This window comes from Flavobacterium sp. JLP, from assembly GCF_015350755.1.
Lineage (GTDB): Bacteria > Bacteroidota > Bacteroidia > Flavobacteriales > Flavobacteriaceae > Flavobacterium.
The window spans coordinates 175,935-199,402 of the sequence record NZ_JADKPS010000001.1; the positions used below are offsets into that span (position 1 = coordinate 175,935).

Sequence of the window (23,468 nt, forward strand, 5' to 3'; positions counted from 1 at the left end):
TTAGAAACTAATTAAGCCATATAATTGTTGCCAAGGCCAAAACAGCAATAAAAATCCACAGGAAAATTCCTTGCAATAAAGGCTTCACTCCTACTGATTTTAAAGTGTTTATATTTAAAGTTGCACCAATTAAAAACAACGTAACTGTTAATCCTATTTTGGCAATATTTACTAGGTATGGTGCAAAAACTGCTGTTGCCGGCACGAAAGTATTAAAAAGCATTGCAATAATGAACAAAGCAATAAAGTATGGAATTTTGATTTTAGAATTTTTGTTTTTAAAAACTACTGCTGTTATAAGTGAAATCGGAATAATCCATAACGCTCTTGCGAGTTTTACAGTAGTTGCAATCTCCAAAGATTCAGCACCGTATTTGTTGGCAGCACCAACTACAGAACTCGTATCGTGAATCGCAACGGCGCACCATAAACCAAATTCTTTCTGCGACAAATCAAGCTGATGACCGATAAATGGGAACACAAATAAAGCAATTGAATTTAATATAAAAATCACTCCTAATGCTATAGAAGTCTGATTTTCATTTGATTTAATTACTGGAGAAATCGCGGCAATAGCGCTTCCTCCACAAATTGCGGTTCCACAAGAGATTAAATGAGATGTTTTTTTATCGGTTTTCAACCATTTTCCTAAAAATGTACCTAATAGCAAAGTGCTAAAAATAGAAAATATAGTCAATACAAAGCCTTCTTTTCCAGCTGAAAATGCACTTGCAGCATTCATTCCAAATCCTAATCCAACTACAGAGAATTGAAGTAAGAAAGTGATTGCTGTATGATTGAATGCAACAAATGGATTTCCGAAAATATTTACCATTAAAACACCAAATAATAAAGCAATTGGCGGACTGACAATTGAAAATAAACATAAAAGAATTATTACTGCAAAAATTGACTGTTGCAAATAGAGGTTAACTTCGAATAATTGGGATACTGAATTTTGATTCGTTTTCAAAATAAGGAATTTTATATTTCCTTACAAAGGTCTGCTCTTTATACTTAAATTGCCAATCGTAAAATACAATTGACTATAACTTCAAATTATAGTAATCAGATAAGTTTTGAATAAATAATTCAGACAAAGAATCTGATTTACCGATTAAAGTAATAATATAAAAATATCTTTCAATTGCGAGTGTTTCAACATCTAAAACAATTAATTCATTATTTTTCAGTTCATTACTTACCGCGTGTATTGACATAAAAGCAAAACAATCTGAATTTAACAAATATGATTTTATGCTTTCTGTACTTCCTAATTGCATTTCAATTTTTAGATCCGTAAATTTAACTCCAAGATTTTTCAGAGCATATTCTATAACTTCAAGTGTTCCAGAACCTCGTTCTCGGGTTATAAATTTCATTGATTTTAAGTCTTCTAATGAAATTTTATTTTGCCTAACGAAAGCATTTTTAGTATTGCAGACTAAAACCAATTCGTCTTTTAAAAACGGAATATATTTTATGGATTGATTTTTAGATTGACCTTCGACAATTCCAATTTCGATTTCTTTATTGATTAAAGCGTTTTCAATTTGCTCTGTATTTCCATTTAGCAAATTGACTTTAATATCTTTTTGTTTTTGATGAAAGCGGGCCAAAACAGGAGAAATAATATATTGCGAAATTGTTGTACTTGCTCCCAATCTCAATAAACCTTGACGTTCGTTTAGGAAAGAACTCATATCAAAATCAATTTCTCTGTAAATTTCGAAAATATTTTTGGTGTGTTTTAAGAGAATTTCTCCAGCTGGAGTTAACGCGATTTTAGAACCATTTCGTTCAAAAAGTTTGGTTTTATAAGTTTCTTCAAGTTCTTGAATGTGCTTAGATACCGCTGGCTGTGAAATGTATAATTCTGTTGCCGCTTTAGTAAAGTTAAGGCGGAGCGCAACGGTGTAAAATACTTTTAGCCTGAAATCCATTTTTTTGTCTCGTTTTGTTTCAAGTTTAAAGTTTCAAGTTAAAAAATACCTTAGAAACTTTTAAAGTAGTCCATTATACTTTCTAACAAACCATTCAATCGTTAATAAAGAAGCAATCAAAATCAATAACCAAACCCAATCAATTAAAGGAGTTTTTGTTGAAACATTTTTTTCGATTGATTTATATTCCTTATTTTCTAAAAGAGTATTAATCAAATTATCTGTTTGATTTTCGAAGAACGCTTTTCCGTTCGTTTGCAAGGCCAATTGTTTCAGTTTGGTAACATCAGGATTTACGAATTGTTTTTCGATATCAAAATCTAAAATTTCAAAATGACTTGAATAAGAGGTGTTTGTATTTAGCTCTTTTACAGAAAAATTATATTTTCCAGCTGTTAATCCATCAAGATTGGCTGAGAAAGAATTATTTCCTTTTAATAGATCATAATTTTTAGTTTGTTTTGTTGCAGCATTTGTAACTGTAATTGTAAGCCTCGCTTTTTCGTCGAACTCATAATTTTTATTAAAATACTGTGCATTAATTACAATAGCTTCTCCAGAATTATAAAAACTCTCATGCGTAACAACTAGTGATTTTCTGGTCGTTGATGAAGCTAAATATTGAATGATCTTATCAATAAAAACATCATACTTTTCAAAAGATTGATTGTCAATATGACTTTGCAAACGCCATTTCCAGCTGTTTTCACCTAAAAGAAATGCAGTTCGCTTGCCTTGATTTTCGGCGAAAGCCAGCAAAGGCGCATTTGTTGCAACGTTTCTAATTTTAGAAGAAAGCAAAACTGATACATTTCCGTTCGTAGTAACAGTTCCGAATAAATTCTGCAAAGGCGGAAAATTTTCAAAACCAATATTTTCGATTGCAAACAAATTAAACTGCGATTGAAATTCAGATAAATAATCTTCTCTTTGTCCGCTCATTTTAAAAACCAAATTATGCTGCTGTTGGTTTAAAAAATTAAAATCGGTGTTGTTTCCAGTAATAATAAAGGTATTTGTTCCTGCTAATTTATTATTATCAAAAATAGCTTTAAAAGCAGTTGTTGGCTGATATAAAACCAAAACTGAAATATCTTGCAACTGATTAATTTCATTTGGTTTAACCAAAATCACTTTACGCTGTGCATTAACTTCAATCGAACGTTTTAATGATGCAATATCTGGATGATTAATTGAAGAAACGATAGCAATTGTTGACTTTTGATCAATCACTTCTACAGCAAAATTCTTGATATTATTATAGCTGTTTTTCTCTTTTGCATTTGATGAAATAGCAGCTTTAAAAATTTGCAAACCTACTTTATCAGCAGGCAAAAGTAAATTTATAGTTGCCGTTTTTTTTGATGGCGAAAAAGAAACTTTCTCTCTTGCAACAACAGAATTTCCTTGTGAAATTGTAAAATCTGCGTTTGCAGTTTTATCTCCAGCATATTGCAGAAAAACTTCTACAGGAAATTTATTTTTATGAAATGCGTATTTATTTACATTAAGCTGATTGATTTTTAAATCAAAAAACGTAGTTGTATCTCCTACAACCAAAGGATAAACTTTATTGACAGGATCAAAACGATATACATAATCGTTTCCTGTAGTTTGATTTCCATCAGTAATTATAACTGTCGGGAAAATCAGATTTTTATTGATGCTTTTTAGATTCTTGGCAACTTCATCAAGATTGGTTTGTTTTCCTTTAAAATCAAATGTAGAAGAAGGTTTAAAATCTGCATCAAATTGATACGACTGAATTTCGAATTTTTCTTTAAGAGCAGGATTTGATATTAATTTCTGATATAAATCGGAAACCGTTTTATCTGATTTTAAAGCTGTAATCGAACTGGAGTTGTCAACCGCAATTGCAAGCGGTGTTTTTGTTATTTCCAGCGAATTTTTGGTCATTATCGGATTTATCAATAAAACCAATAATGCAAAAATGGCTAGAAAACGTAAAAAAGCCAAAAGCCAAATCACATTTGATTTGCTTTTGGCTTTGAAAAAATATTGAAAATACGACAGACCAACAGCTATTACTAAAGAAAGCAATAATAATAGAATCGTGTTTGTAGTCATATTTATTTAGTATTCAGATTTAAAAAAGTCAATTATTCATGACTAGCAGTGTTCATTTTTTATTTTAGCGTCAGAGAAAAAACTAAATACTAAAACTTTTGAACCTTTGTAACTTAGAACCTCAGGGCCTTAAGTAAGCATTCCTCCACAAACATTAAGAACTTGTCCGGTAACGTATGCACTTAAATCTGAAGCTAAGAAAAGACAAGCATTTGCAACATCTTCAGTAGTTCCACCACGTTTCAACGGAATACCTTCTCTCCATCCTTTTACTACATCTTCAGGTAATTTTGCAGTCATTTCTGTTTCAATAAATCCAGGAGCAATTGCGTTGCAGCGAATATTACGAGAGCCTAATTCAAGAGCTACAGATTTTGTAAAACCAATTGCACCAGCTTTAGAAGCTGCATAATTTGTTTGTCCAGCATTTCCTGAAACTCCTACTACAGAACTAATATTAATGATAGAGCCAGCACGTTGTTTCAAAAAGGTTTTTTGAATTGCTTTTGTCATATTAAAAACTGACTTTAGATTTACATCAATAACTAAATCAAAATCAGCTTCAGACATACGCATTAATAAATTATCTTTTGTAATTCCGGCGTTGTTTATTAAGATATCAACTGTTCCAAAATCAGCTAAAACAGCATCAACAAAAGTTTGTGCTTCATTAAAATCGGCTGCATTCGATTGGTAACCCTTTGCTTTAATTCCTAAACCGTTCAATTCAGCTTCTAAAGCCTGAGCTGATTCTACAGATGAACTGTATGTAAAAGCAACATTTGCACCGTGTTTAGCAAAAACTTCAGCAATTCCTTTTCCAATTCCACGACTAGCGCCTGTAATAATGGCAACTTTTCCTTCTAGTAATTTCATATTCAAAATTAATTTTAATTATTTGTAGCTTTTCTGTTATCCGTTATTCCCTTTTATATTCTAAATAAACACAAAAAAAAATTTACTTCTATCAGCGCTAATAATGACTTGTCAAATATATGATAATTCCCTTTTTAAAAAAATAACAATTGCAATAACCTTTCAACATTGCAAAGATTAATACTATTATAAAGTATCCATAATCAAAAAAGCAACCCAAAAATTGAGTTGCTCCTTCTTCAAAATAAAAATAAAACTAAATTTTTAGATATGATTTTGCTTTGTTGTGAAAAAGAAAACCAATAAAATTACTGCCATAAAAAGCATTCTATAAATTGACGATTTTCCAAAAACTGTAACAATCTAATTAATTAAGTTGCCAAGTTGTCATTCTAAATGGACTTGAAGAACTTGTAAAGGTGTAAACAGTGTTTGAATAATATAATTTAAAACTTTCTTTCTTGACATAAATTCCATTAACATCCATCAAGTACTTATCAAAACCTGCTAGAAATGCAGGAGTAGAAACCGTAGTATTTCCATTCCATGATTTATGTTTCAAAATGATTTTTTTACCAACCGCATCCTCTTGAACATCAACAAAATGCTGTAAAGCTCCTCTACCAACAAAAGTGTAGTATATGAAATTTCCAAGTGAATGGTTTAAATATAACTGTACCGATGTAAGATATTGCCCCGCAGGTAAATTTGCATTAATTTTATCTATTTCTGCTTGAAATAATTTTGAATTAGTACTTGCATCAGCTGTAAAATCATCTGGGTAATAGCCAAATCGAGAATACACTTTTCCTGGAAGTACTATTTTGTAATCATCATTTAGCACCAGAGGTGCGTTGCTGTATTTAATTGTAGCAGTTACACCACCAGTACCAGTAGCTTTAAAACTTCCATCAGCATCATTGTAAACAAACTCTTTTAAACTTTGTCCTCCAACCGTGACAGCTGGACTTACTACAATACTTGTTGGAGTATATCCAACTCCCATACTAATAACTTCTGAAGAATTTACGTCTATAGATTTAGAAGATGAAAATCTAGTTACAGGCGAAAAACCAAAATCATACTTTTTAATAACTGTACCATCATTAATTTCCAACACTCTAAATAATGGTCTCTCAATTCCTCCAATAACATTTTGTTCCGTTATAAGATTTTTAGGCAAATTTGCCCAATCTTGTGCAGTTGCTTTTACAAAACGCACATCTCTAACTAATCTATTGCTTTTAAAAAGAAGATCTCCATTTTCTTGTCCGTAGTATAAAAACTGGAAATCACCCAAATAGCCTTTACCTCTTAAAGCTGTAGTTGGGTAGCTGTTAGAATCAGACAAAAGATGAATTCTGTTGTAAGAGTCAAATAACAAACTAACTGTACTTCCTAAAGCAATGCTGTACGTACTTTCATAAGTTGCTGTATCGGCATCAAAATCTGATGCCATTTGCACTTTTCCATCAGCAGAAAACTTAAATAAATGGGTAAAACCGCCTAATTGAGTATCATCTGTAAAATAAACAGCTTTCCATCCAAATTCTGATGAAAGCAATGCTGTACTTAGTTCCGTTTTTTGTTCGTTTATACGCTCTACCGGAGTTTTGTCGAATTTTTGCTCAGCTTCTGTATCGCTTGAACATGAGCCCAATAAATGTATTGCAAAAAAAGCAACCATTAAGTACTTAAATATATTTTTTGGTTTCATAATAGAAATATTTTAAATTATAATTGACGAGCTTAATTATTGATAACATTGTTTGTGTTTTTTTCTGCTTCATCTCTTAAAGCATAGAAATCAATATTAAAAGCATCTTTATAATATTTTACAACCATAGCTTCTTTTTGTTTCAATTTTGCTCTTCCTTCTTCATCAGAAATACTGGCTAGAATCGCTGCGTATTCTGCTTTTGAACTTGTTAATATTGTGGATGCCGTTTCAGCAAAATCTTCTATAATATTATTTCTGGCATAATTGGTTATAAAACCTAAATTTCTCGAATCTTCCAATTTTTCTAAATGCCATGTTCCTGTATAATCCCCAGGACTTATTTTTTGCCAAGCCTGCTCATCAAAAGGTTTGTTTTGATTTAGAATATGTACATATTCGTGTTGTATGGTATGAATAAACTCCGTCACATTTGCGCGATTTGTTTTATCTAAGTAATCAACCTCAAAAAGTGTAATTCTTTGTCCTGAATCTGCAATTCCCAGCGTTCTGGTTCCGTTTGTGTTAGAGTTTACTCCTCCAACCAAAACAATTTCTCTTGGTGCAATTTTTTTGACAAAATCAGCGCCTCCAACTTTAGAATAACTGTCCAGCCATATTTGTTTTACAACATCTAATGCAGGCTGCACACTACTAATCATTGGAGGAAATAAAAATCTATTATTATCAACAGTATTTTGATTCCACTTATACTGCGCATTAATGTTGTACGGCACTAAGTAATTTGTCGAAATCCAATTATCTAAAGCTGTTTTTTGTGGCTGTGAATAATCAAGCTGACTTTCGCCCGGCTGATCTTCATGAGAGCAGGCTCCAAAAATTAAGACCCCAGCTGCAAACATTATTACTCTATATTGTTTTAATATTTTCATAGTTTTAAAATTTTAATTAAAATTTATCTAGGATTTTTCTCTAAGCCGTTATTAGAAGCACTAAGCGGCACTTGCATTGCTCTGCGTTTATCGTCTTTAACCAATACATTTACAGGTTTGCCAAAAGTGGGGTGATTTACAACAATATTGAAACGCTTTACATCCAGCCATCTTAATCCTTCGTGAACAAAATCTCTTCTTCTGGCTTCGGCAATTGCTTTAACATACGAAGTCTGAACTGGCGTCAAAGCATAATATGGTGTAAATTCATCTGCAATAACAGGATACATTGTTGTTACTTTCGCTTGAGTCAATTTATCTGTTGTCGGATTGTATCCGGTTGTTCTAGTTCCTAAAAAGTATTCTAACTCAGTATTCGCTTCTGTGATTCGGCCTTTCATAACAAGAGCTTCAATACGATTTAAATAAAACTCATCATTAGACAAAAGAACGATTCCTGCATAGGCTTCTCCAATATTAGCTGTCAAATTTGTGTATTTAAAATATTCTTCAAACTTTGGTGTAAACAATGTTCTGCTGCTGTTATAAGTATAAAAATCATACAGCCATGTTTTATTAAATGGATTAGTCTGTACTCTAAAAAGTTCTGTTTGCTTATCATCTGACAAATAAAAATTATTGCTGCCCGCGGATCTTCCGATAAGTGAATTAGGAGAAGCTATCAGCAAATTAGCTGCATATGAAGACTTTCCGTACTCAATAAATTGAATATCTGGAGCCAGACTTGATAAAGTAGCGTAATCTTTTAGTTTGCCAACTGGTTTAGAACCAAGACTCTCAGAAACTTCAAGCACTTTATCCCAATCTCCTTTTACTAAATAAAAACGGCTTGCAAATGCATTTGCAGCTTCTTTATTAAAGTGAAATTTTGGCTGTTTATAATCATTGGTTACATATTTTAAACCTTCTTCAATATCTTTTTGAATAAAGTCAAAAACTTCTTTTACAGTATTTCTAGTATACTTTTTTAATAGTTGAGTTTCTGGCTCAGTAACATACGGAATTCCTAAATCAGTTTGAGCTGTTGCTGGATTATAACGATTAGACCAAAATGTAACCAACATAAAATGGGCGTATGCTCTTGCTAATAATGCTTCGCCCTTTTGTGGATTTAAAGTTGCTGGACTGCCCAGTTCTTCAATTGATGCCAAAGCCTGATTAGCATGCGCAATCGCTCTGTAACAAGCATCCCAATAAAAAGCTTCACTGTCTATATTGGTTTCATTATGCATTTCCCAATTGTAGCTTTGTTCATTTTTTATTCCTATAGAACCTAGTTGTCCATCATCTACGTTATCAGACATAGTTTCTGCCAAATCCAAATAAGATGCTCCTGGATAGGCATTTACTAATAATTCTGAAATTTTTTCAGGTGTATCTATCTGAGTTCTGTTATCTGGAATTTCTGATAAGAATTCATCACAGCTGTTTAGAGTAACAAACAGTAAGAAAGCTGCGCTTAATTTTATATATTTTATATTTTTCATAATCAATTATATTAAAATGAAAGGTTTATAGAAAAACTGTATTGCGATGTAATTGGAAAGGCAACACCACCAGTATTACGAAATTCAGGATCTTGTCCGTTTAATTTCTTATCAGAATAAATCAGCCACGGATTAACCGCAGAACCTTTTAAAGTAAATGTACTTACTCCTAATTTTTTCTTGAAATCTGTAGGGAATTCCCATCCAAGCGAAACATTTTTTAATCTCACAAAATCTCCATCTGCAATTCTTACATCCGAATAATTATAGGTGTTATAAGCGCGTCCGAGTGTATTAGCACCACCATAATTAGTAATCAATCGTTTGTCAGCTATTACAGGAACATTCGTAAATTCTTCATCACCAGGATTAATCCAACGATTTGTAAAATCTTTTGTAAATACTGTCAAATCATCATATTGGCTGCTGAAAGCTGGATTTAAACGCACTTTATTTCCGCCAGAACCTACAACAAAAACATATAATGACCAGCTTTTATAAGTAAACGTATTAGCTAAACCAATAGATTTATTTGGTTCAATAGAACCTTCATATTTCAAATAATCTGTTACGTTTTCAGTATCTTGAAAATTAGCTCCTGTAACATTATCAGTTTCACCATCCTGCATAATAAAAGTTGGCAAACCTTGATTATTAAGGCCTGTAAATTGATAAGAGTATATTGAATTTCTTGGATGACCAATAGCATTTCCTCCATTTCCATCAACTAGATCAAATGCTGAAGGCTGATTTTCAAGTCTTGTTATTTCTTGGTTAAAGACAGAAAAGTTAAGTGTTGTCGACCACTTAAAACTATTAGTAACAATGTTTTGAGTAGTAAAAGCAACCTCAATACCTTTAGTTTCCATGTTGGCATTATTTCCTTGTTTAATTTTTTGCCCTCCAATTCCTGAAGTCACAACATAATCAACTAGATCAAATGCTTTACGTCTGTAAACATCTGTTGTAAACTGTATTCTGTTATTAAACATTCCTAAATCTACTCCAATATTGGTTTCAAATTGTTTTTCCCAAGTTAAATCAGAGTTTTGCAATTGATCAATATCAATTCCAGTTTCTCTGTCAGAAATACCTAAACGATCTGTAATAAAACTTTTGTAAATAGCCAGTGAATTGGTAGCTGGACCCGCAGTAGCAGTAAGTCCGTAAGATGCTCTTAAAGCTAAATTATTAATCGATTCTGTATTTTTCATGAATTTTTCTTCGGTAACATTCCATTTACCACTGAAAGTATAAGTTGGCAGCCATCTTGACGAACCGCTATTTCCTTGTCTGTTTGATCCGTCATAACGTCCTGTAATTGAACCAGTATAACGACGATCATAAGTATAGCCTACTTTTCCAAAAAAACCTACAGTTCTTTCTCTTTCAGCTGCAAAACCATAATAAGAATTTCCTTCATTTATAATTTTTTCGATAATTCTAGGATCTGTAAACGCCGTAAGCCCTCTGTCATACTGAATTCCGGCAGCAGTAAAATTGTCGCTGTTTCTATCTAAAGATCTAAGCTCAGTACCAAAGAAACCTTCTAATTCATGTACATCATTAAGGGTATTTCTATAAGTAACACTATTTCTAATATTATATGACGTCATATCATTTGTATACTTTCTTAAAAATCCTCCGTTTGGCAATACAGAAATTGGCTGTGCTGTTAAATCGTCTGGATCTTTATATAAATAGATATTAGCATTTCTAACTGTTGTATTTACACCATCTGCACCATATTCTGTACCTGCTCTATAAGCGCCGACAACATTCGAATTTTCATATATTTTATGCTCACGTGAGGTATTGGCATATCGGGCAGAACCTGTTAGATTATACGTCAGGTTTTTGTTGATTTTATAGTCTAAATCCAATTGAAAACGAATGTCTTTTACTTTAATTTCTAAAACATTATTTTCTAATTCATTTATAATATTCATTGGCGCCCAGTTGTTTCTATAATATTCTAAATTACCAGCTTCATCATAAGGTCTTAACGTTCTGCTAGTACTCAAAACATAGTTAAATGGATTAATATCAAAATCTCTTGTTACATTACCAAATACAACATCTTGCTGACTTTCATAAGTACCAGGAGCTTCCTGATCACGCACAGATGCTAAAGTCGATAACGTAATATTCAGCCTGTCATTTACATAAAAAGTTCCTTTTATATTTGATGATAATTGTTTTACATTGTCTGCAATAGTCCAGCCTGGATCTGTATAATAACCTAGCGAAGCATAAAAAGTGTTGTTTTTTCCTCCGCCAGAAAAGCTTAAGGAGTGGTTTTGAGTAATAGAAGGTCGGAACAAAACACTAAACCAATCTGTATTTGCTAATTCGTACTTTTTTAAAAAATTATTTCTGCTTACAGGATCATTATTAACTAAATAGCTGTTTGTTTCAGGTACATAAGTATTAATTGCTCTACTTAAAATATTATAAACACCACCGTAGCGCCCCTGAAGAGTTGATGGTACATCAAGAAACCCTTTTTGCTCCATTTCTTTCAAAATACTCATTGATTCTTGAGAATTTAAAATATCATATTGGGTATAATTCGGAACCGTTCTTACTGTATTCTCTCCTGTATAAGTTACTTTTAACGGAGAATCTCTACGACCTTGTTTTGTAGTAACTACTACAACCCCATTTAAAGATCTTGAACCATAAATAGAAGTTGCCGAAGCATCTTTAAGAATTTCAATACTTTGAATATCATTTGCATTTAAACCTGCTACAGAAGAACTCAATAAAGTTTCTGAATTACCAGAAGCCAAATCGGCAAACGAAATATTAATAATATCTTCCTGAACAACACCGTCAATTACCCATAATGGTTTTGTATCACCAAAAATAGAAGAAGATCCACGAACAGTAATTTTAGGCGCAGTACCAAAAGTTCCTGTAACATTTTGTACTGTAACCCCTGCAGCTTTACCCTCAATCATTCTACTCACATCTACTACTCCATCCACTTTCAATTCAGCTCCAGATATTTTACTGATAGCTCCAGTAAATGTTCTTTTTGAAGTTTTTTCGTAACCTGTAGTTACTACAACTTCCTTTAAGTTTTGTCCTAACTCATTCAAAACTATAGTTGGAGATGTATTTTCAATTCCAATTTCTTTAGTTTCCATACCAACATAAGAAATAACTAAAGCAGTACTGTTTGCAGGCATTTCGATAGAAAAATTACCATCAAAATCAGTCAATACTGCAATTTTTGTTCCTTTAGCCAAAACAGTAGCACCTGGCAACGGAATACCGTTAGCATCAGTAACCTTACCTCTTATTATAGGCCCTAAAACCAACACATCAAATACAGATGGATTATTTTCTAAATTTGAAAATGGCTCGAGCGAGTTGTTTTTTTGTAAAATAATTTGATTGCTTACTTCTGAAAAAGTAATATTAAATGGTATCAAAATTCGGTTAAGAATGCTTGATAAAGTTTCCTGATTAGCCTCTATACTTACCTTTTTATTTAATTGAGGCAGTCTTGAATTGTACGAAAATTTTACATGAGCAGACTTTTCTAATTTAGATAATGCATTGTCTAAAGTTAAATTTTCAACTGTAATTGTAACCTTAGTATCTAATTTTTTTTGTCCATTTACATTATTCGCCATAGCAATGCTTGAAAACACAAGTGCTAGAACAAACTGAAATAGTGTTATTTTCATGATTCGATGGAGTAATCGTTGTTTAACAACTGGTTTTTTCATAATTTTGGTTTGTTTTGATTAATACTGATTCGAGTGTATTTTAAGAAACGTATTGAATTGCTCTTTACAGAGAGAAATTCAAATTTATAGGTGTCGAGATGTTACAGCATTTCGGCACTTTTTTTATGTTTATTTTTCACATAGGCAAATAAGGTTAATTTAGTTTTTGGTTAAAAATTGCTTCATTTTGATTTTGAAAAGAACTAAAAACAGGAGATTCTCAAAAAGAAAATTCGCTGTTAAATTCAAATCTCAACTCACACCCTTTCTCTATAATTACAGTTATAAAGATTGGATTAATTACACCCGTCCGAGTTTATAATAATTTGATTTCCATTCATTTCGAAACTTGTATTTGTTCCTATGCTTTTACAGACAATCTTAAGTTTTTCCGTCAAAGGCTGATCACTAAGTGATGTAGTAAGATGGCAATCTTTCAATTTATTCTTTGGATAATCTATATCAACCAAATATGCCTGTTCAATTGTTTCGAAGATTTGAGAAACAGGAATATCAGTAAATTCAAAACTTAATTGTTCAATATTGCCAACACTATGAGCCAGTGTCTCATCTTCGGTGATATTAGTTATTTTATTAAATTTCAAATCTTTACGCCAAAAGCGTAACGCTTGATTAGGAAGCAAAACTACTTCTTGATCATCTTTTGACGCAACAAGATTATTTGGTTTTACCTTAACTTTACCGGTGCGAACAAGAACTTCGACATTAGGCTGATCAGAATAAGCTTTAACTCTAAAACTGGTTCCAACTACCTTTGTGACAATCTCGTTTGCATAAACGTAAAAAGGCTTTTTAGGATTTTTACTAATTTCAAAGAAACCTTCGCCGGATAAATACACCTTTCTTTCGTTTCCGGTAAAGATTTTAGGGTAACTTAATTTACTATTGGGTTGTAATAAAACTGAACTTCCGTCAGATAATGTAATGATTTGCGATTTATTCGAATTATTAGTCTGTTCAACTAAACCTTCACTATTTTCGTCAATAAGTTCTTTATAAGTAACCACTTTATCTGTAGCAAAATGATCTTTATAAAACCAAACAGATATCAGGCAAAAAAGCAAGCTTGCAGCAATTCCAGTAATAAAAGGCCTTTGGAAGAATCTTCTTGAATTACGAATAAAATGGTTTTGATTTTCTTTTTCTTCAATTTTAATCCACGTTGTGTGCAACGCTTTATGGATATCTGATAAAGATAAGTTAGAGTCAGGTACTTTCATGGCTAATAATAAAAGCCTTGCATTTTCGACCAACTTGGCACGCTGACCGTTTTCCAGCGTCCATTCTTCCCAGCCATTTTCATCAATTTTAAACAAAATCCATGATTGGAATGATTCATCAGACAAAAAATCTTCAATTTCGGTATAATTATTACGTTTTTGCATCTAAAAATGAGGTTACAAAAACATAGAGGACAGTTCTCTTATTATATACTCACCAAATTGTGATTTTTTTTTATTTTTTTTAATAAAATTAAAAAGTACTTGAAGATATAAGAAGAAACAATGAAAAATTACCTTTCCAATCCCTACGGAGACTAAGTAAACCGCGATGCAGGAGATTACTTGCCGATTGGTAATTAACATCTAGCATTTCAGCGATTTGTTCTACAGTTAAACCTTGATGATAACGAAGATATAAAGCTTCTTTCTGTCTTGAAGGTAACTCGTTCAGTAATTTATTTAAGTGAATTACTTTTTCTTTTGCAATTTCATCATCTGCAATGAGTTCATGTTCTACCGAAAATTCCAAAAGAAAAGCAATAGAATCTGTGCTTGTAGTTTTACGAAAAATATGATCTCTTTCATACAAACGTGCAATTCGCTTGCGAACGCTGGATAAAAGATAGGCCTTTACAATAACAGAAGCCTGCAAACTATTTCTATAAACCCATATATCTGTAAAAACATCTTGTATACAATCCTGTACTTTTTCGGCATAAGGAGAAAGCGAGTTTCCGTAACTCACTAAGTCAGCATAGTGTCTTTCAAATAATACCGAAAATGATTTTTCATCACCTTCTTTTACGTTATTCCAAAGTGTACAGTCATCTAAAGTATTGATTGGCAAAATTTGGGTTTTCATGGTAACTTGGAAACTGCGTTTTAGAATGCATTTTATTAATACAAAAAATATAGTTTTTTAACATTATTTTTTAGTTTTGTGTGATAAAATTATAAAATCAAATATTTAAAAACAATTTTTTTACATAGAAGAAACACTTTCGTAATATTAAAAAACCAGTCGCACAACCTTATTTTCTTGGGTAACTAAAACATTTACTAAATTATTTTAATTTTATAAAAACATTGTAATTGTAAGATTATGGCGAAGTCTTTTTCATTTGAAGCTACAATATGAAGCTATAAACAAAAAAAAGCCTTACTAAAATTTAGCAAGGCCTTTAATGATTCTATTTTGAAAAAGCTTTTAGAAAGCTACATTCCATCTTGGTAATTTAGCATTTTCATTTAAGAAATTTTGCAAAACCTGTCCTTCTACTGAAGTTGGAATAGCTTTTACATCTGCATTAAAAGTTTCATACCAAACCACTTCAAGAGCAGAAATCTCTTCTAACTTCATTTGTGCAGGCCAAGAATATTTTCTTCCTGTTTTAGCAAATTGATGTCCGTTTACGATCTTATCATATAAACCACCATTTTTACTTTTCAAAGTTCCGTCATTTTGAACTGTTCCAGTAGAACCTACCATGATTAATTCTTTTGCATCACCTTCGACTGCATAGACAACAAAAATACCTGCACCTGCTTCGGGAGCGTTACAAGCTTGTTCTAAACTGTCTTCAATAGTAAAAGTAAAACTATTGCTTACTTTAAACTTTTCTAATTCTTTATACATATTTTTTATTTTTCAAGCTTCTATCCTGAAGCCTCGGGACTAAAGGTTATAGTTGCTAAGTTTTTATTCTATTCCAAACATTTTAAAAATGTAAAAAAGTCTCAACAAAATATTGAGACTTTTTTTTGGAATCTGTTATTTTGTCCCGTCCCGAAGTTTCGGGATCGGGATTGGATATTAACCCAATACTTCTTTTACTTTTTTACCAATTTCAGCTGGTGAATCAACAACGTGGATTCCGTTGTCTCTCATAATTTGTTTTTTAGCAGCAGCTGTATCATCAGATCCTCCAACAATAGCACCTGCGTGACCCATTGTTCTACCAGCAGGAGCAGTTTCTCCAGCGATAAAACCAACAACTGGTTTACGGTTACCATCAGCTCTAACCCATTTAGCAGCATCAGCTTCTAATTGACCTCCAATTTCACCAATCATGATGATAATTTCAGTTTCTGGATCGTTCATTAATAATTCAACAGCTTCTTTAGTTGTAGTTCCAATAATTGGATCTCCACCAATACCGATAGCTGTAGTAATTCCTAAACCTTGTTTTACAACTTGGTCAGCAGCTTCATAAGTTAAAGTTCCTGATTTAGATACGATACCAACTGTTCCTTTTTTGAAAACGAAACCTGGCATAATACCAACTTTAGCTTCACCTGGAGTAATAACTCCTGGACAGTTTGGTCCGATTAATCTAGAATTTCTTTCTTTAACATAATTATTTGCTTTAATCATATCTGCTACAGGAATTCCTTCTGTAATAGCAATAATTACTTTAATTCCAGCATCAGCAGCTTCCATAATTGCATCAGCAGCAAAAGCTGGCGGTACAAAAATGATAGATGTATCAGCTCCAGCTTGATCTACAGCATCTTTTACTGTATTAAAAACTGGACGATCTAAATGGCTAGTTCCTCCTTTTCCTGGAGTAACACCACCAACAACATTAGTACCGTACTCAATCATTTGAGAAGCGTGGAAAGTTCCTTCGCTTCCTGTAAATCCTTGAACAATTATTTTGGAATCTTTATTAACTAAAACACTCATGATATATATTTTATGTAGTTTTTAAAATTGTGATGCAAAAGTAAGGTTTTGTAACGTATTTTAACCTTTTTATGCTCAAAAAAATTAAGAAAATTGACTCATTTGATAACCGCGATAAAGTTTATCATCTTTTATTTGCCAAATAGTAGCAAAATGTGCCAATAACATCTCTTCTCGTGGGTTTTCTATCGTTTTTACAAAATGAGAATATCGAATAGAAACCAAGTCATCTTCAGCAATAATATGGCTGATTCTAACTTTTGAACGCACATAAGCGCGACTCAGTTCGTTGGCCATATCCAGCATCGAATTATAATCCATTTCGATTAATCCTTTAGTGCTGTTCCAATCCAACTTAACATCTGGATGCAGATAAGTTTTCATGATTTCGCTATCAATTAAGGCATCTGACTTGTAAAATTTTTGAACAAATTCTTTTATAGACATATTACTTCAATTTATTTAAAATTTCAGGAATCTTTTTGATATTGGCCAATTGTTTTAATTTTTCTCTTGATTCTTCGATTGGGGTTCCAAAATATGATTTACCGCCTTCAACTGATTTTGTAACACCAGTCTGTCCCATAATAACGGCCTTCGCTCCTATTGTAATGCCACTGGTTGTACCTACTTGTCCCCAAATAGTAACTTCATCTTCAATAACAACACAGCCTGCAATACCGGTTTGCGATGCAATTAAACATTTTTTTCCGATAACAGTATCATGTCCAACATGAACTTGATTATCCAGTTTGGTTCCTTCGCCAATTGTTGTATCTCCTGTAACTCCTTTATCAATTGTACAAAGAGCGCCAATTCCAACATTATTTTCAATTACAACTCTTCCTCCAGAAATTAACTGATCAAAACCATCTGGACGTTTTTTATAATAGAAAGCATCTGCTCCTAAAATAGTTCCAGCGTGAATAATTACATTGTCACCAATTACAGTATGATCGTAAATAGTAACATTGGGATGAATAATGCAGTTTTTACCGATCGTAACGCTATTACCAACAAAACAATTAGGCTGAATTACAGTTCCTTCTCCAATAGTTGCAGAAAGAGCTATCGATACGTTAGTTGCTTGAAAAGGTCTAAAGTGTTTGGTTAAAGTATTGAAATCTCTGAAAGGATCATCAGAAATCAAAAGCGCTTTACCCGCAGGGCATTCTACTTTTTTATTGATCAGTACAATAGTAGCTGCTGATTGCAAAGCTTTGTCATAATATTTTGGGTGGTCAACAAAAACTATATCACCTGGTTCAACAACATGTATTTCGTTCATGCCTAAAACCTCAAAGTTTTTGTCGCCAATAAATTCGCAGTTAAGCAAATTTGCAATTTCTTCTAAAGAGTGAACTTTTGGAAATTTCATATTTTTAAATTAGAAAATTTGTCAATTAGAAAATGTGCCAACTAGAAAATGTGTCAATCAGAAAATGAATGTTCAAAATTGTGACAATTCACTAATTTTCTAATTGACTCATTGACAAATTATCTAATTAAAAAACTACTCTTTTACACGCTCCATGTAATTCCCTGAAGCAGTATCGATTTTAATTTTATCACCTTCGTTAATAAACAACGGAACGTTTACAGACGCACCAGTTTCTACCGTAGCAGATTTAGTAGCATTTGTTGCTGTATTTCCCTTTACTCCTGGCTCAGCGTATGTAACTTCAAGAATTACAGAAGATGGCATATCAACAGATAAAGGCAAATCAGTTTCAGTATTTACCTGAACCATTACACTTGTTCCTTCTTTTAATAATCCTGGAGCATCCAGAATATTTTTATTCAAAGAAATTTGCTCAAAAGATTCCGTATTCATAAAATGAAACTCATCTCCTTCAGCGTATAAAAACTGATAATTATGTGTTTCAACACGCACATCATCTATTTTATGTCCTGCAGAAAATGTATTATCTAACACTCTTCCTGTAGTTAAACTTCTCAATTTTGTTCTTACGAAAGCAGGACCTTTTCCAGGTTTTACGTGAAGAAATTCAACAATTTTATAAATATCGTGATTGAATTTAATACACAATCCGTTTCTAATATCTGATGTAGATGCCATTTGTTTTTATTTTAGATTTTTGATTTCTGATTTTAATTTTAAAAATCAGTCTTCTATATTTATTGTTTATTATTTTGTTATTGTAATTATAAATCCAGTTGAGTTTAGAAATCTAAACCCTAAAATTAATAATTCCCTGAATAACCTTTCATAATTCCTCTTGATGAATTTCTGATAAAATCCAAAATTTCATCTCTCTCAGGAGTAGCTTCCATCTCAGCTTCAATAATGCTTAAAGCTTGCGTTGTATTGTAATTTTTTTGATATAAGATTCTGTAAATTTCCTGAATTTCTCTGATTTTTTCAGTACTGAAACCTCTTCTTCTTAAACCAACCGAGTTAATACCAACATAAGACAATGGCTCTTTTGCCGCTTTTGTATATGGAGGAACATCTTTTCTGACCAAAGATCCACCAGAAATCATAGCGTGATCGCCAATATGAATAAATTGATGAATAGCAGCTAAACCTCCAATAACAGCATGATTTCCAACTACTACGTGACCAGCCAATGCAACACCATTTACAATAATGGCATTGTTTCCAATTTCACAGTCGTGTGCAATATGAGCGTAAGCCATTACTAAACAATTGTTTCCAAGAATAGTTTGCCCAGAAGCAACTGTACCTCTGTTAATAGTAACACATTCTCTAATAGTACAATTGTCTCCAATAATAGCAAGAGAATCTTCTCCACCAAATTTTAAATCTTGTGGCACCGCAGAAATTACTGCACCTGGAAAAATGTTGCAATTTTTCCCAATACGAGCACCTTCCATGATAGTCACATTTGAACCAATCCAAGTACCATCACCAATAACAACATTATTGTGAATTGTTGTAAAAGGCTCGATTACAACGTTTTTAGCGATTTTAGCGCCGGGATGAACATATGCTAATGGTTGATTCATCTATGTTTTATATTTTAATTAAAATAATCTAATTTAGGGCAACAAACGTAAACAATAAATTTGATTAATTATTATTGTTTTCTAGCAATTTGAGCCATTAATTCTGCCTCAGTCACTAATTTTCCGTTTGCGTATGCATTTGCCTGCATGTGACAGATTCCTCTTCTAATAGGAGAAATCAATTCACACTTAAAAATTAAGGTATCACCTGGCAATACTTTATGTTTGAATTTAACATTGTCAATTTTCATGAAATATGTCAAATAGTTTTCAGGATCCGGAACTGTACTTAATACTAAGATCCCTCCTGTTTGTGCCATTGCTTCGACAATTAAAACTCCCGGCATAACTGGCGCCTCAGGAAAATGTCCTACGAAGAAATTTTCATTCATAGTTACATTTTTCATACCTACAACGTGATTGTCAGACATTTCAATAATTCTGTCAATCAACAAAAATGGAGGTCTGTGCGGCAAAACAGCCATAATTTTATGAATATCCATCAAAGGTTCTTGATTTAAATCGTAAACCGGAACATGATTTCTTTGTTCAATTTTGATGATTTTTGCTAATTTTTTGGCAAACTGCGTATTTACATAGTGACCAGGTTTGTTAGCAATAATTTTTCCTTGAATTCTAACTCCAATTAAAGATAAATCTCCAACAACATCTAATAATTTATGTCTCGCTGCTTCATTTGGATAATGCAAAGTAAGATTATCTAAAACTCCGTTTGGCTTAACTGAAATTTTATCTTTTCCAAAAGCTTTCTTTAAATTTTCCATTGTAGACTCAGATATTTCTTTATCTACGTATACAATAGCATTATTTAAATCCCCACCTTTTATTAATCCGTTTTCTAATAAAGACTCTAATTCGTGCAAGAAACTGAAAGTTCTTGAATTGGCAATTTCTTCTTTAAAATCGGCTATGCTTTTCATAGTTGCATTTTGAGTACCTAAAACCTTAGTACCAAAATCAACCATTGCAGTTACTTGATAATCGTCGCTTGGCATTACCAAAATCTCGCTTCCCGTAGTTTCGTCAGTAAACGAAATAACTTCTTTTACTACATAAACATTACGTTTAGCATCTTGTTCTTCGATTCCGGCATTTTCAATAGCTTCAACAAAATATTTTGAAGAACCATCCATTATTGGAAGTTCAGAAGCATTTAATTCTATAATAACATTATCCAAATCACAGCCCACTAATGCGGCTAAAACGTGTTCTGGAGTTTGAATTTTTACGCCTAATTTTTCTAAATTGGTACCTCTTTGCGTATTAACAACATAATTAGCATCAGCCTCAATGACTGGTTGACCTTGCAAATCTACTCTTACAAAAGTGAAACCATTATTAATTGGAGCTGGCTTAAAAGTCATTGTAACTTCTTTCCCAGTATGCAATCCAACGCCTGTTAGTGAAATTTCATTTTTGATGGTCTTCTGTTTAACCATTATTTCCATTTTTTGGGTTTATTATTTGTTTTTTTAATTCATCAATTTCGGCAACAATTTTAGGCAGATTCTTGAAATGTACATATGATTTATTAAAATCTGTATACCCAAGTGATGGTGTCCCCTGCAAGGTTTCATCATCTTTAATGTTTCTTGCAACTCCAGACTGTGCCTGAAGTCTAACATTATTACCTATAATTAAGTGGCCTGCGATACCAACTTGCCCGCCAATCATGCAGTTTTCTCCAATTTTTGTAGAACCAGCAACGCCAGATTGTGCTGCAATTACGGTATTTTTACCGATCTCTACATTGTGAGCAATCTGAATCTGATTGTCTAATTTAACTCCTTTTCTAATAATTGTAGAACCAAGAGTTGCTCTGTCTATTGTAGTATTAGCACCAATATCTACATTATCTTCGATGATAACATTTCCAATTTGCGGTACCTTACTATATACTCCTTCTTCATTTGGCACAAAACCAAAACCATCTGCACCAATAATAGTTCCTGAATGAATTGTGCAATTGTTTCCAATAATAGTTTCAGAATAAATTTTAGCGCCTGCAAAAATATACACATTATCGCCAATAACAACATTATCACCAATAAAACTGTTTGGGTAAATTTTTACATTATCGCCTAAAACTACATTTTGTCCGACATAACTAAAACTTCCTAAATATAAGTTTTCACCATATTTAGTTCCTTCAGACATAAAAGATTGCGGTTCTATCCCGTTTTTATTCAATTTAACTTGATTGTAAAATTGCAAAAGTTTCGAAAAAGAGGCATACGCATCTTCAACTTTTATTAAGGTTGTAGTAATTTCCTGTTCTGGTATAAAGCTATCATTAACAATGGTTACTGTAGCTTTTGTAGTATATATGTAGTTGATATATTTGGGATTAGCCAAAAAAGTAAGCGATCCTTCTTCGCCTTCTTCGATCTTAGATAAGCGAGAAACTTCTGCATTGGGATTCCCAACAACTTCTCCTTCTAAAATTCCTGCTATTTGTTCTGCTGTAAATTTCATTGCGACAAAAATATAAAAAATAGATTTTAAATGTTAATTTTAGATAAGTTGTTTTGGAAAACAGATGTAATATTTTGTTACCAATTTAGATAACGATTTCAAATTCAGCTGATCAGAGGCTTCTACAACATCTTCAATTGTTTTATCTTTTTTCAAAATTCGTATCGGTTCAGCTTCTTTACTGTAAGCTTGATTTTTTATTTTTCCTCTAAAAATAAAATATCCAGCTTCTAAAAGTGAAATATCGTGTTCGCTGGCAAATTCCTCTTTCATTGATTGCGATTCTTCCATCGGAATTTTATCTGCACTCAGTTTTATTTTAAGCAAGTCCCTGTTAATGATCATTTTACTTAAAGTAGAAAGTATAAAATCATCTTGTTTTTGCCATGCTTTTAAAGCACTTATAATATCAAAATCATCTAATTGAGAAAATAAATCTAATTTTTCTGCATCAAAATCTTCTAAAGAAACTTTATTTTGCATAAAAAACCTAAGCGGTTCACTGCAAGGTAAATTCACTCCTTTCAAAGTTAATTCTTTTGCTCTTTTCAAAACTTTCATCAAAATTAATTCGGCAACTAAGCTGGTTTTATGCAGATAAGCCTGCCAATACATTAATCTTCGTGAAAGCAGAAATTTTTCTACAGAATATATTCCTTTTTCTTCAATAACTAAAACACCATCGACCACATTCATCATCTGAATCAAACGTTCAGAATTGACATTTCCTTCTGCAACTCCGGTATAAAAACTATCACGTTTTAAATAATCCATCCTATCCATATCTAATTGACTTGAAATCAATTGCAACATGAATTTCCTGTGATAATCACCTTTAAAAACCTGGATGGCCAAACTCAATCTTCCGTCAAATTCTTCATTTAACTGATTCATGAATAGCAGTGAAATAGCTTCATGATTAACATCTTCAACAATGCTTTTTTCCATTGCATGCGAAAACGGCCCATGCCCAATGTCGTGCAACAAAATAGCGATCAATAAAGCACATTCTTCTTCATTTGAAATAGCAACACCTTTAAAACGAAGCGTTTCAATAGCCTTCTGCATTAAATGCATACAGCCTAATGCATGATGAAAACGCGTATGATTTGCACCTGGATAAACCAAATACGATAATCCCATTTGCGAAATACGGCGTAAACGCTGAAAATACGGGTGTTGAATTAAGTCGTAAATAAGCTCGTTCGGAATGGAAATGAAACCATAAATGGGATCATTGAATATTTTTAACTTATTAATATGAGTCACTATTTGGTATTTTTTTA

General features: G+C 32.3%; 19 protein-coding genes. All 19 read right to left on the reverse strand.

Going from position 1 to position 23,468, the window contains the following annotated elements; translation table 11 throughout:
- Positions 1–7 precede the first annotated feature (7 nt).
- Entirely contained in the window at positions 8–973 is a 966-nt protein-coding gene (locus tag IRZ83_RS00815; RefSeq protein ID WP_194566160.1) for a YeiH family protein, read from the reverse strand.
- A 73-nt stretch (positions 974–1,046) separates the two neighbouring features.
- Positions 1,047–1,943 (reverse strand): LysR family transcriptional regulator, encoded by an 897-nt coding sequence (locus IRZ83_RS00820; RefSeq protein WP_194566162.1) that lies wholly within the window; start codon positions 1,941–1,943, stop codon positions 1,047–1,049.
- 60 nt (positions 1,944–2,003) lie between these two features.
- Positions 2,004–4,031 carry a hypothetical protein gene (locus IRZ83_RS00825; RefSeq protein ID WP_194566164.1) on the reverse strand — a complete coding sequence of 676 codons (2,028 nt, stop codon included), beginning with the start codon at positions 4,029–4,031 and terminating at the stop codon, positions 2,004–2,006.
- A 129-nt stretch (positions 4,032–4,160) separates the two neighbouring features.
- The gene (gene fabG / locus IRZ83_RS00830) at positions 4,161–4,907 is read right to left on the reverse strand and encodes a 3-oxoacyl-[acyl-carrier-protein] reductase (protein ID WP_029270199.1); all 747 of its coding nucleotides are present in this window, start codon (positions 4,905–4,907) and stop codon (positions 4,161–4,163) included.
- Positions 4,908–5,274: 367 nt separating this feature from the next.
- On the reverse strand, positions 5,275–6,624 hold the full coding sequence (locus IRZ83_RS00835) for a DUF4302 domain-containing protein (RefSeq protein ID WP_194566166.1): 1,350 nt from the start codon (positions 6,622–6,624) through the stop codon (positions 5,275–5,277).
- A gap of 32 nt (positions 6,625–6,656) precedes the next feature.
- Entirely contained in the window at positions 6,657–7,517 is an 861-nt protein-coding gene (locus tag IRZ83_RS00840; RefSeq protein WP_029270195.1) for a putative zinc-binding metallopeptidase, read from the reverse strand.
- A gap of 23 nt (positions 7,518–7,540) precedes the next feature.
- Positions 7,541–9,025 (reverse strand): RagB/SusD family nutrient uptake outer membrane protein, encoded by a 1,485-nt coding sequence (locus IRZ83_RS00845; protein WP_194566167.1) that lies wholly within the window; start codon positions 9,023–9,025, stop codon positions 7,541–7,543.
- 11 nt (positions 9,026–9,036) lie between these two features.
- On the reverse strand, positions 9,037–12,765 hold the full coding sequence (locus IRZ83_RS00850) for a SusC/RagA family TonB-linked outer membrane protein (protein ID WP_194566168.1): 3,729 nt from the start codon (positions 12,763–12,765) through the stop codon (positions 9,037–9,039).
- 296 nt (positions 12,766–13,061) lie between these two features.
- Positions 13,062–14,171, reverse strand: a complete 1,110-nt coding sequence (locus IRZ83_RS00855) for a FecR family protein (RefSeq protein WP_194566169.1) — start codon at positions 14,169–14,171, stop codon at positions 13,062–13,064.
- Between the two features lie 88 nt (positions 14,172–14,259).
- Positions 14,260–14,871 carry an RNA polymerase sigma factor gene (locus tag IRZ83_RS00860; RefSeq protein WP_194566170.1) on the reverse strand — a complete coding sequence of 204 codons (612 nt, stop codon included), beginning with the start codon at positions 14,869–14,871 and terminating at the stop codon, positions 14,260–14,262.
- Between the two features lie 345 nt (positions 14,872–15,216).
- Positions 15,217–15,645 (reverse strand): hypothetical protein, encoded by a 429-nt coding sequence (locus tag IRZ83_RS00865; RefSeq protein WP_029270185.1) that lies wholly within the window; start codon positions 15,643–15,645, stop codon positions 15,217–15,219.
- Between the two features lie 177 nt (positions 15,646–15,822).
- Entirely contained in the window at positions 15,823–16,695 is an 873-nt protein-coding gene (gene sucD / locus IRZ83_RS00870; protein WP_007808093.1) for a succinate--CoA ligase subunit alpha, read from the reverse strand.
- Positions 16,696–16,779: 84 nt separating this feature from the next.
- On the reverse strand, positions 16,780–17,142 hold the full coding sequence (locus IRZ83_RS00875) for a nuclear transport factor 2 family protein (protein ID WP_029270182.1): 363 nt from the start codon (positions 17,140–17,142) through the stop codon (positions 16,780–16,782).
- Between the two features lies 1 nt (position 17,143).
- Positions 17,144–18,073: a UDP-3-O-(3-hydroxymyristoyl)glucosamine N-acyltransferase gene (locus tag IRZ83_RS00880; protein ID WP_194566171.1), complete on the reverse strand. Its 930-nt coding sequence runs from the start codon at positions 18,071–18,073 to the stop codon at positions 17,144–17,146.
- 135 nt (positions 18,074–18,208) lie between these two features.
- Entirely contained in the window at positions 18,209–18,775 is a 567-nt protein-coding gene (efp, locus tag IRZ83_RS00885) for an elongation factor P (RefSeq protein ID WP_029270178.1), read from the reverse strand.
- 125 nt (positions 18,776–18,900) lie between these two features.
- The gene (gene lpxA / locus IRZ83_RS00890; RefSeq protein ID WP_029270176.1) at positions 18,901–19,686 is read right to left on the reverse strand and encodes an acyl-ACP--UDP-N-acetylglucosamine O-acyltransferase; all 786 of its coding nucleotides are present in this window, start codon (positions 19,684–19,686) and stop codon (positions 18,901–18,903) included.
- 71 nt (positions 19,687–19,757) lie between these two features.
- A complete protein-coding gene (locus tag IRZ83_RS00895) occupies positions 19,758–21,146 on the reverse strand; it encodes a bifunctional UDP-3-O-[3-hydroxymyristoyl] N-acetylglucosamine deacetylase/3-hydroxyacyl-ACP dehydratase (RefSeq protein WP_029270174.1) in 1,389 nt (462 codons plus the stop codon).
- Entirely contained in the window at positions 21,139–22,182 is a 1,044-nt protein-coding gene (gene lpxD, locus IRZ83_RS00900) for a UDP-3-O-(3-hydroxymyristoyl)glucosamine N-acyltransferase (RefSeq protein WP_029270173.1), read from the reverse strand. Before lpxD ends, IRZ83_RS00895 begins: the two co-directional genes overlap by 8 nt.
- Positions 22,183–22,221: 39 nt before the next feature.
- Positions 22,222–23,451 carry an HD domain-containing protein gene (locus IRZ83_RS00905; protein ID WP_194566172.1) on the reverse strand — a complete coding sequence of 410 codons (1,230 nt, stop codon included), beginning with the start codon at positions 23,449–23,451 and terminating at the stop codon, positions 22,222–22,224.
- Positions 23,452–23,468 lie beyond the last annotated feature (17 nt).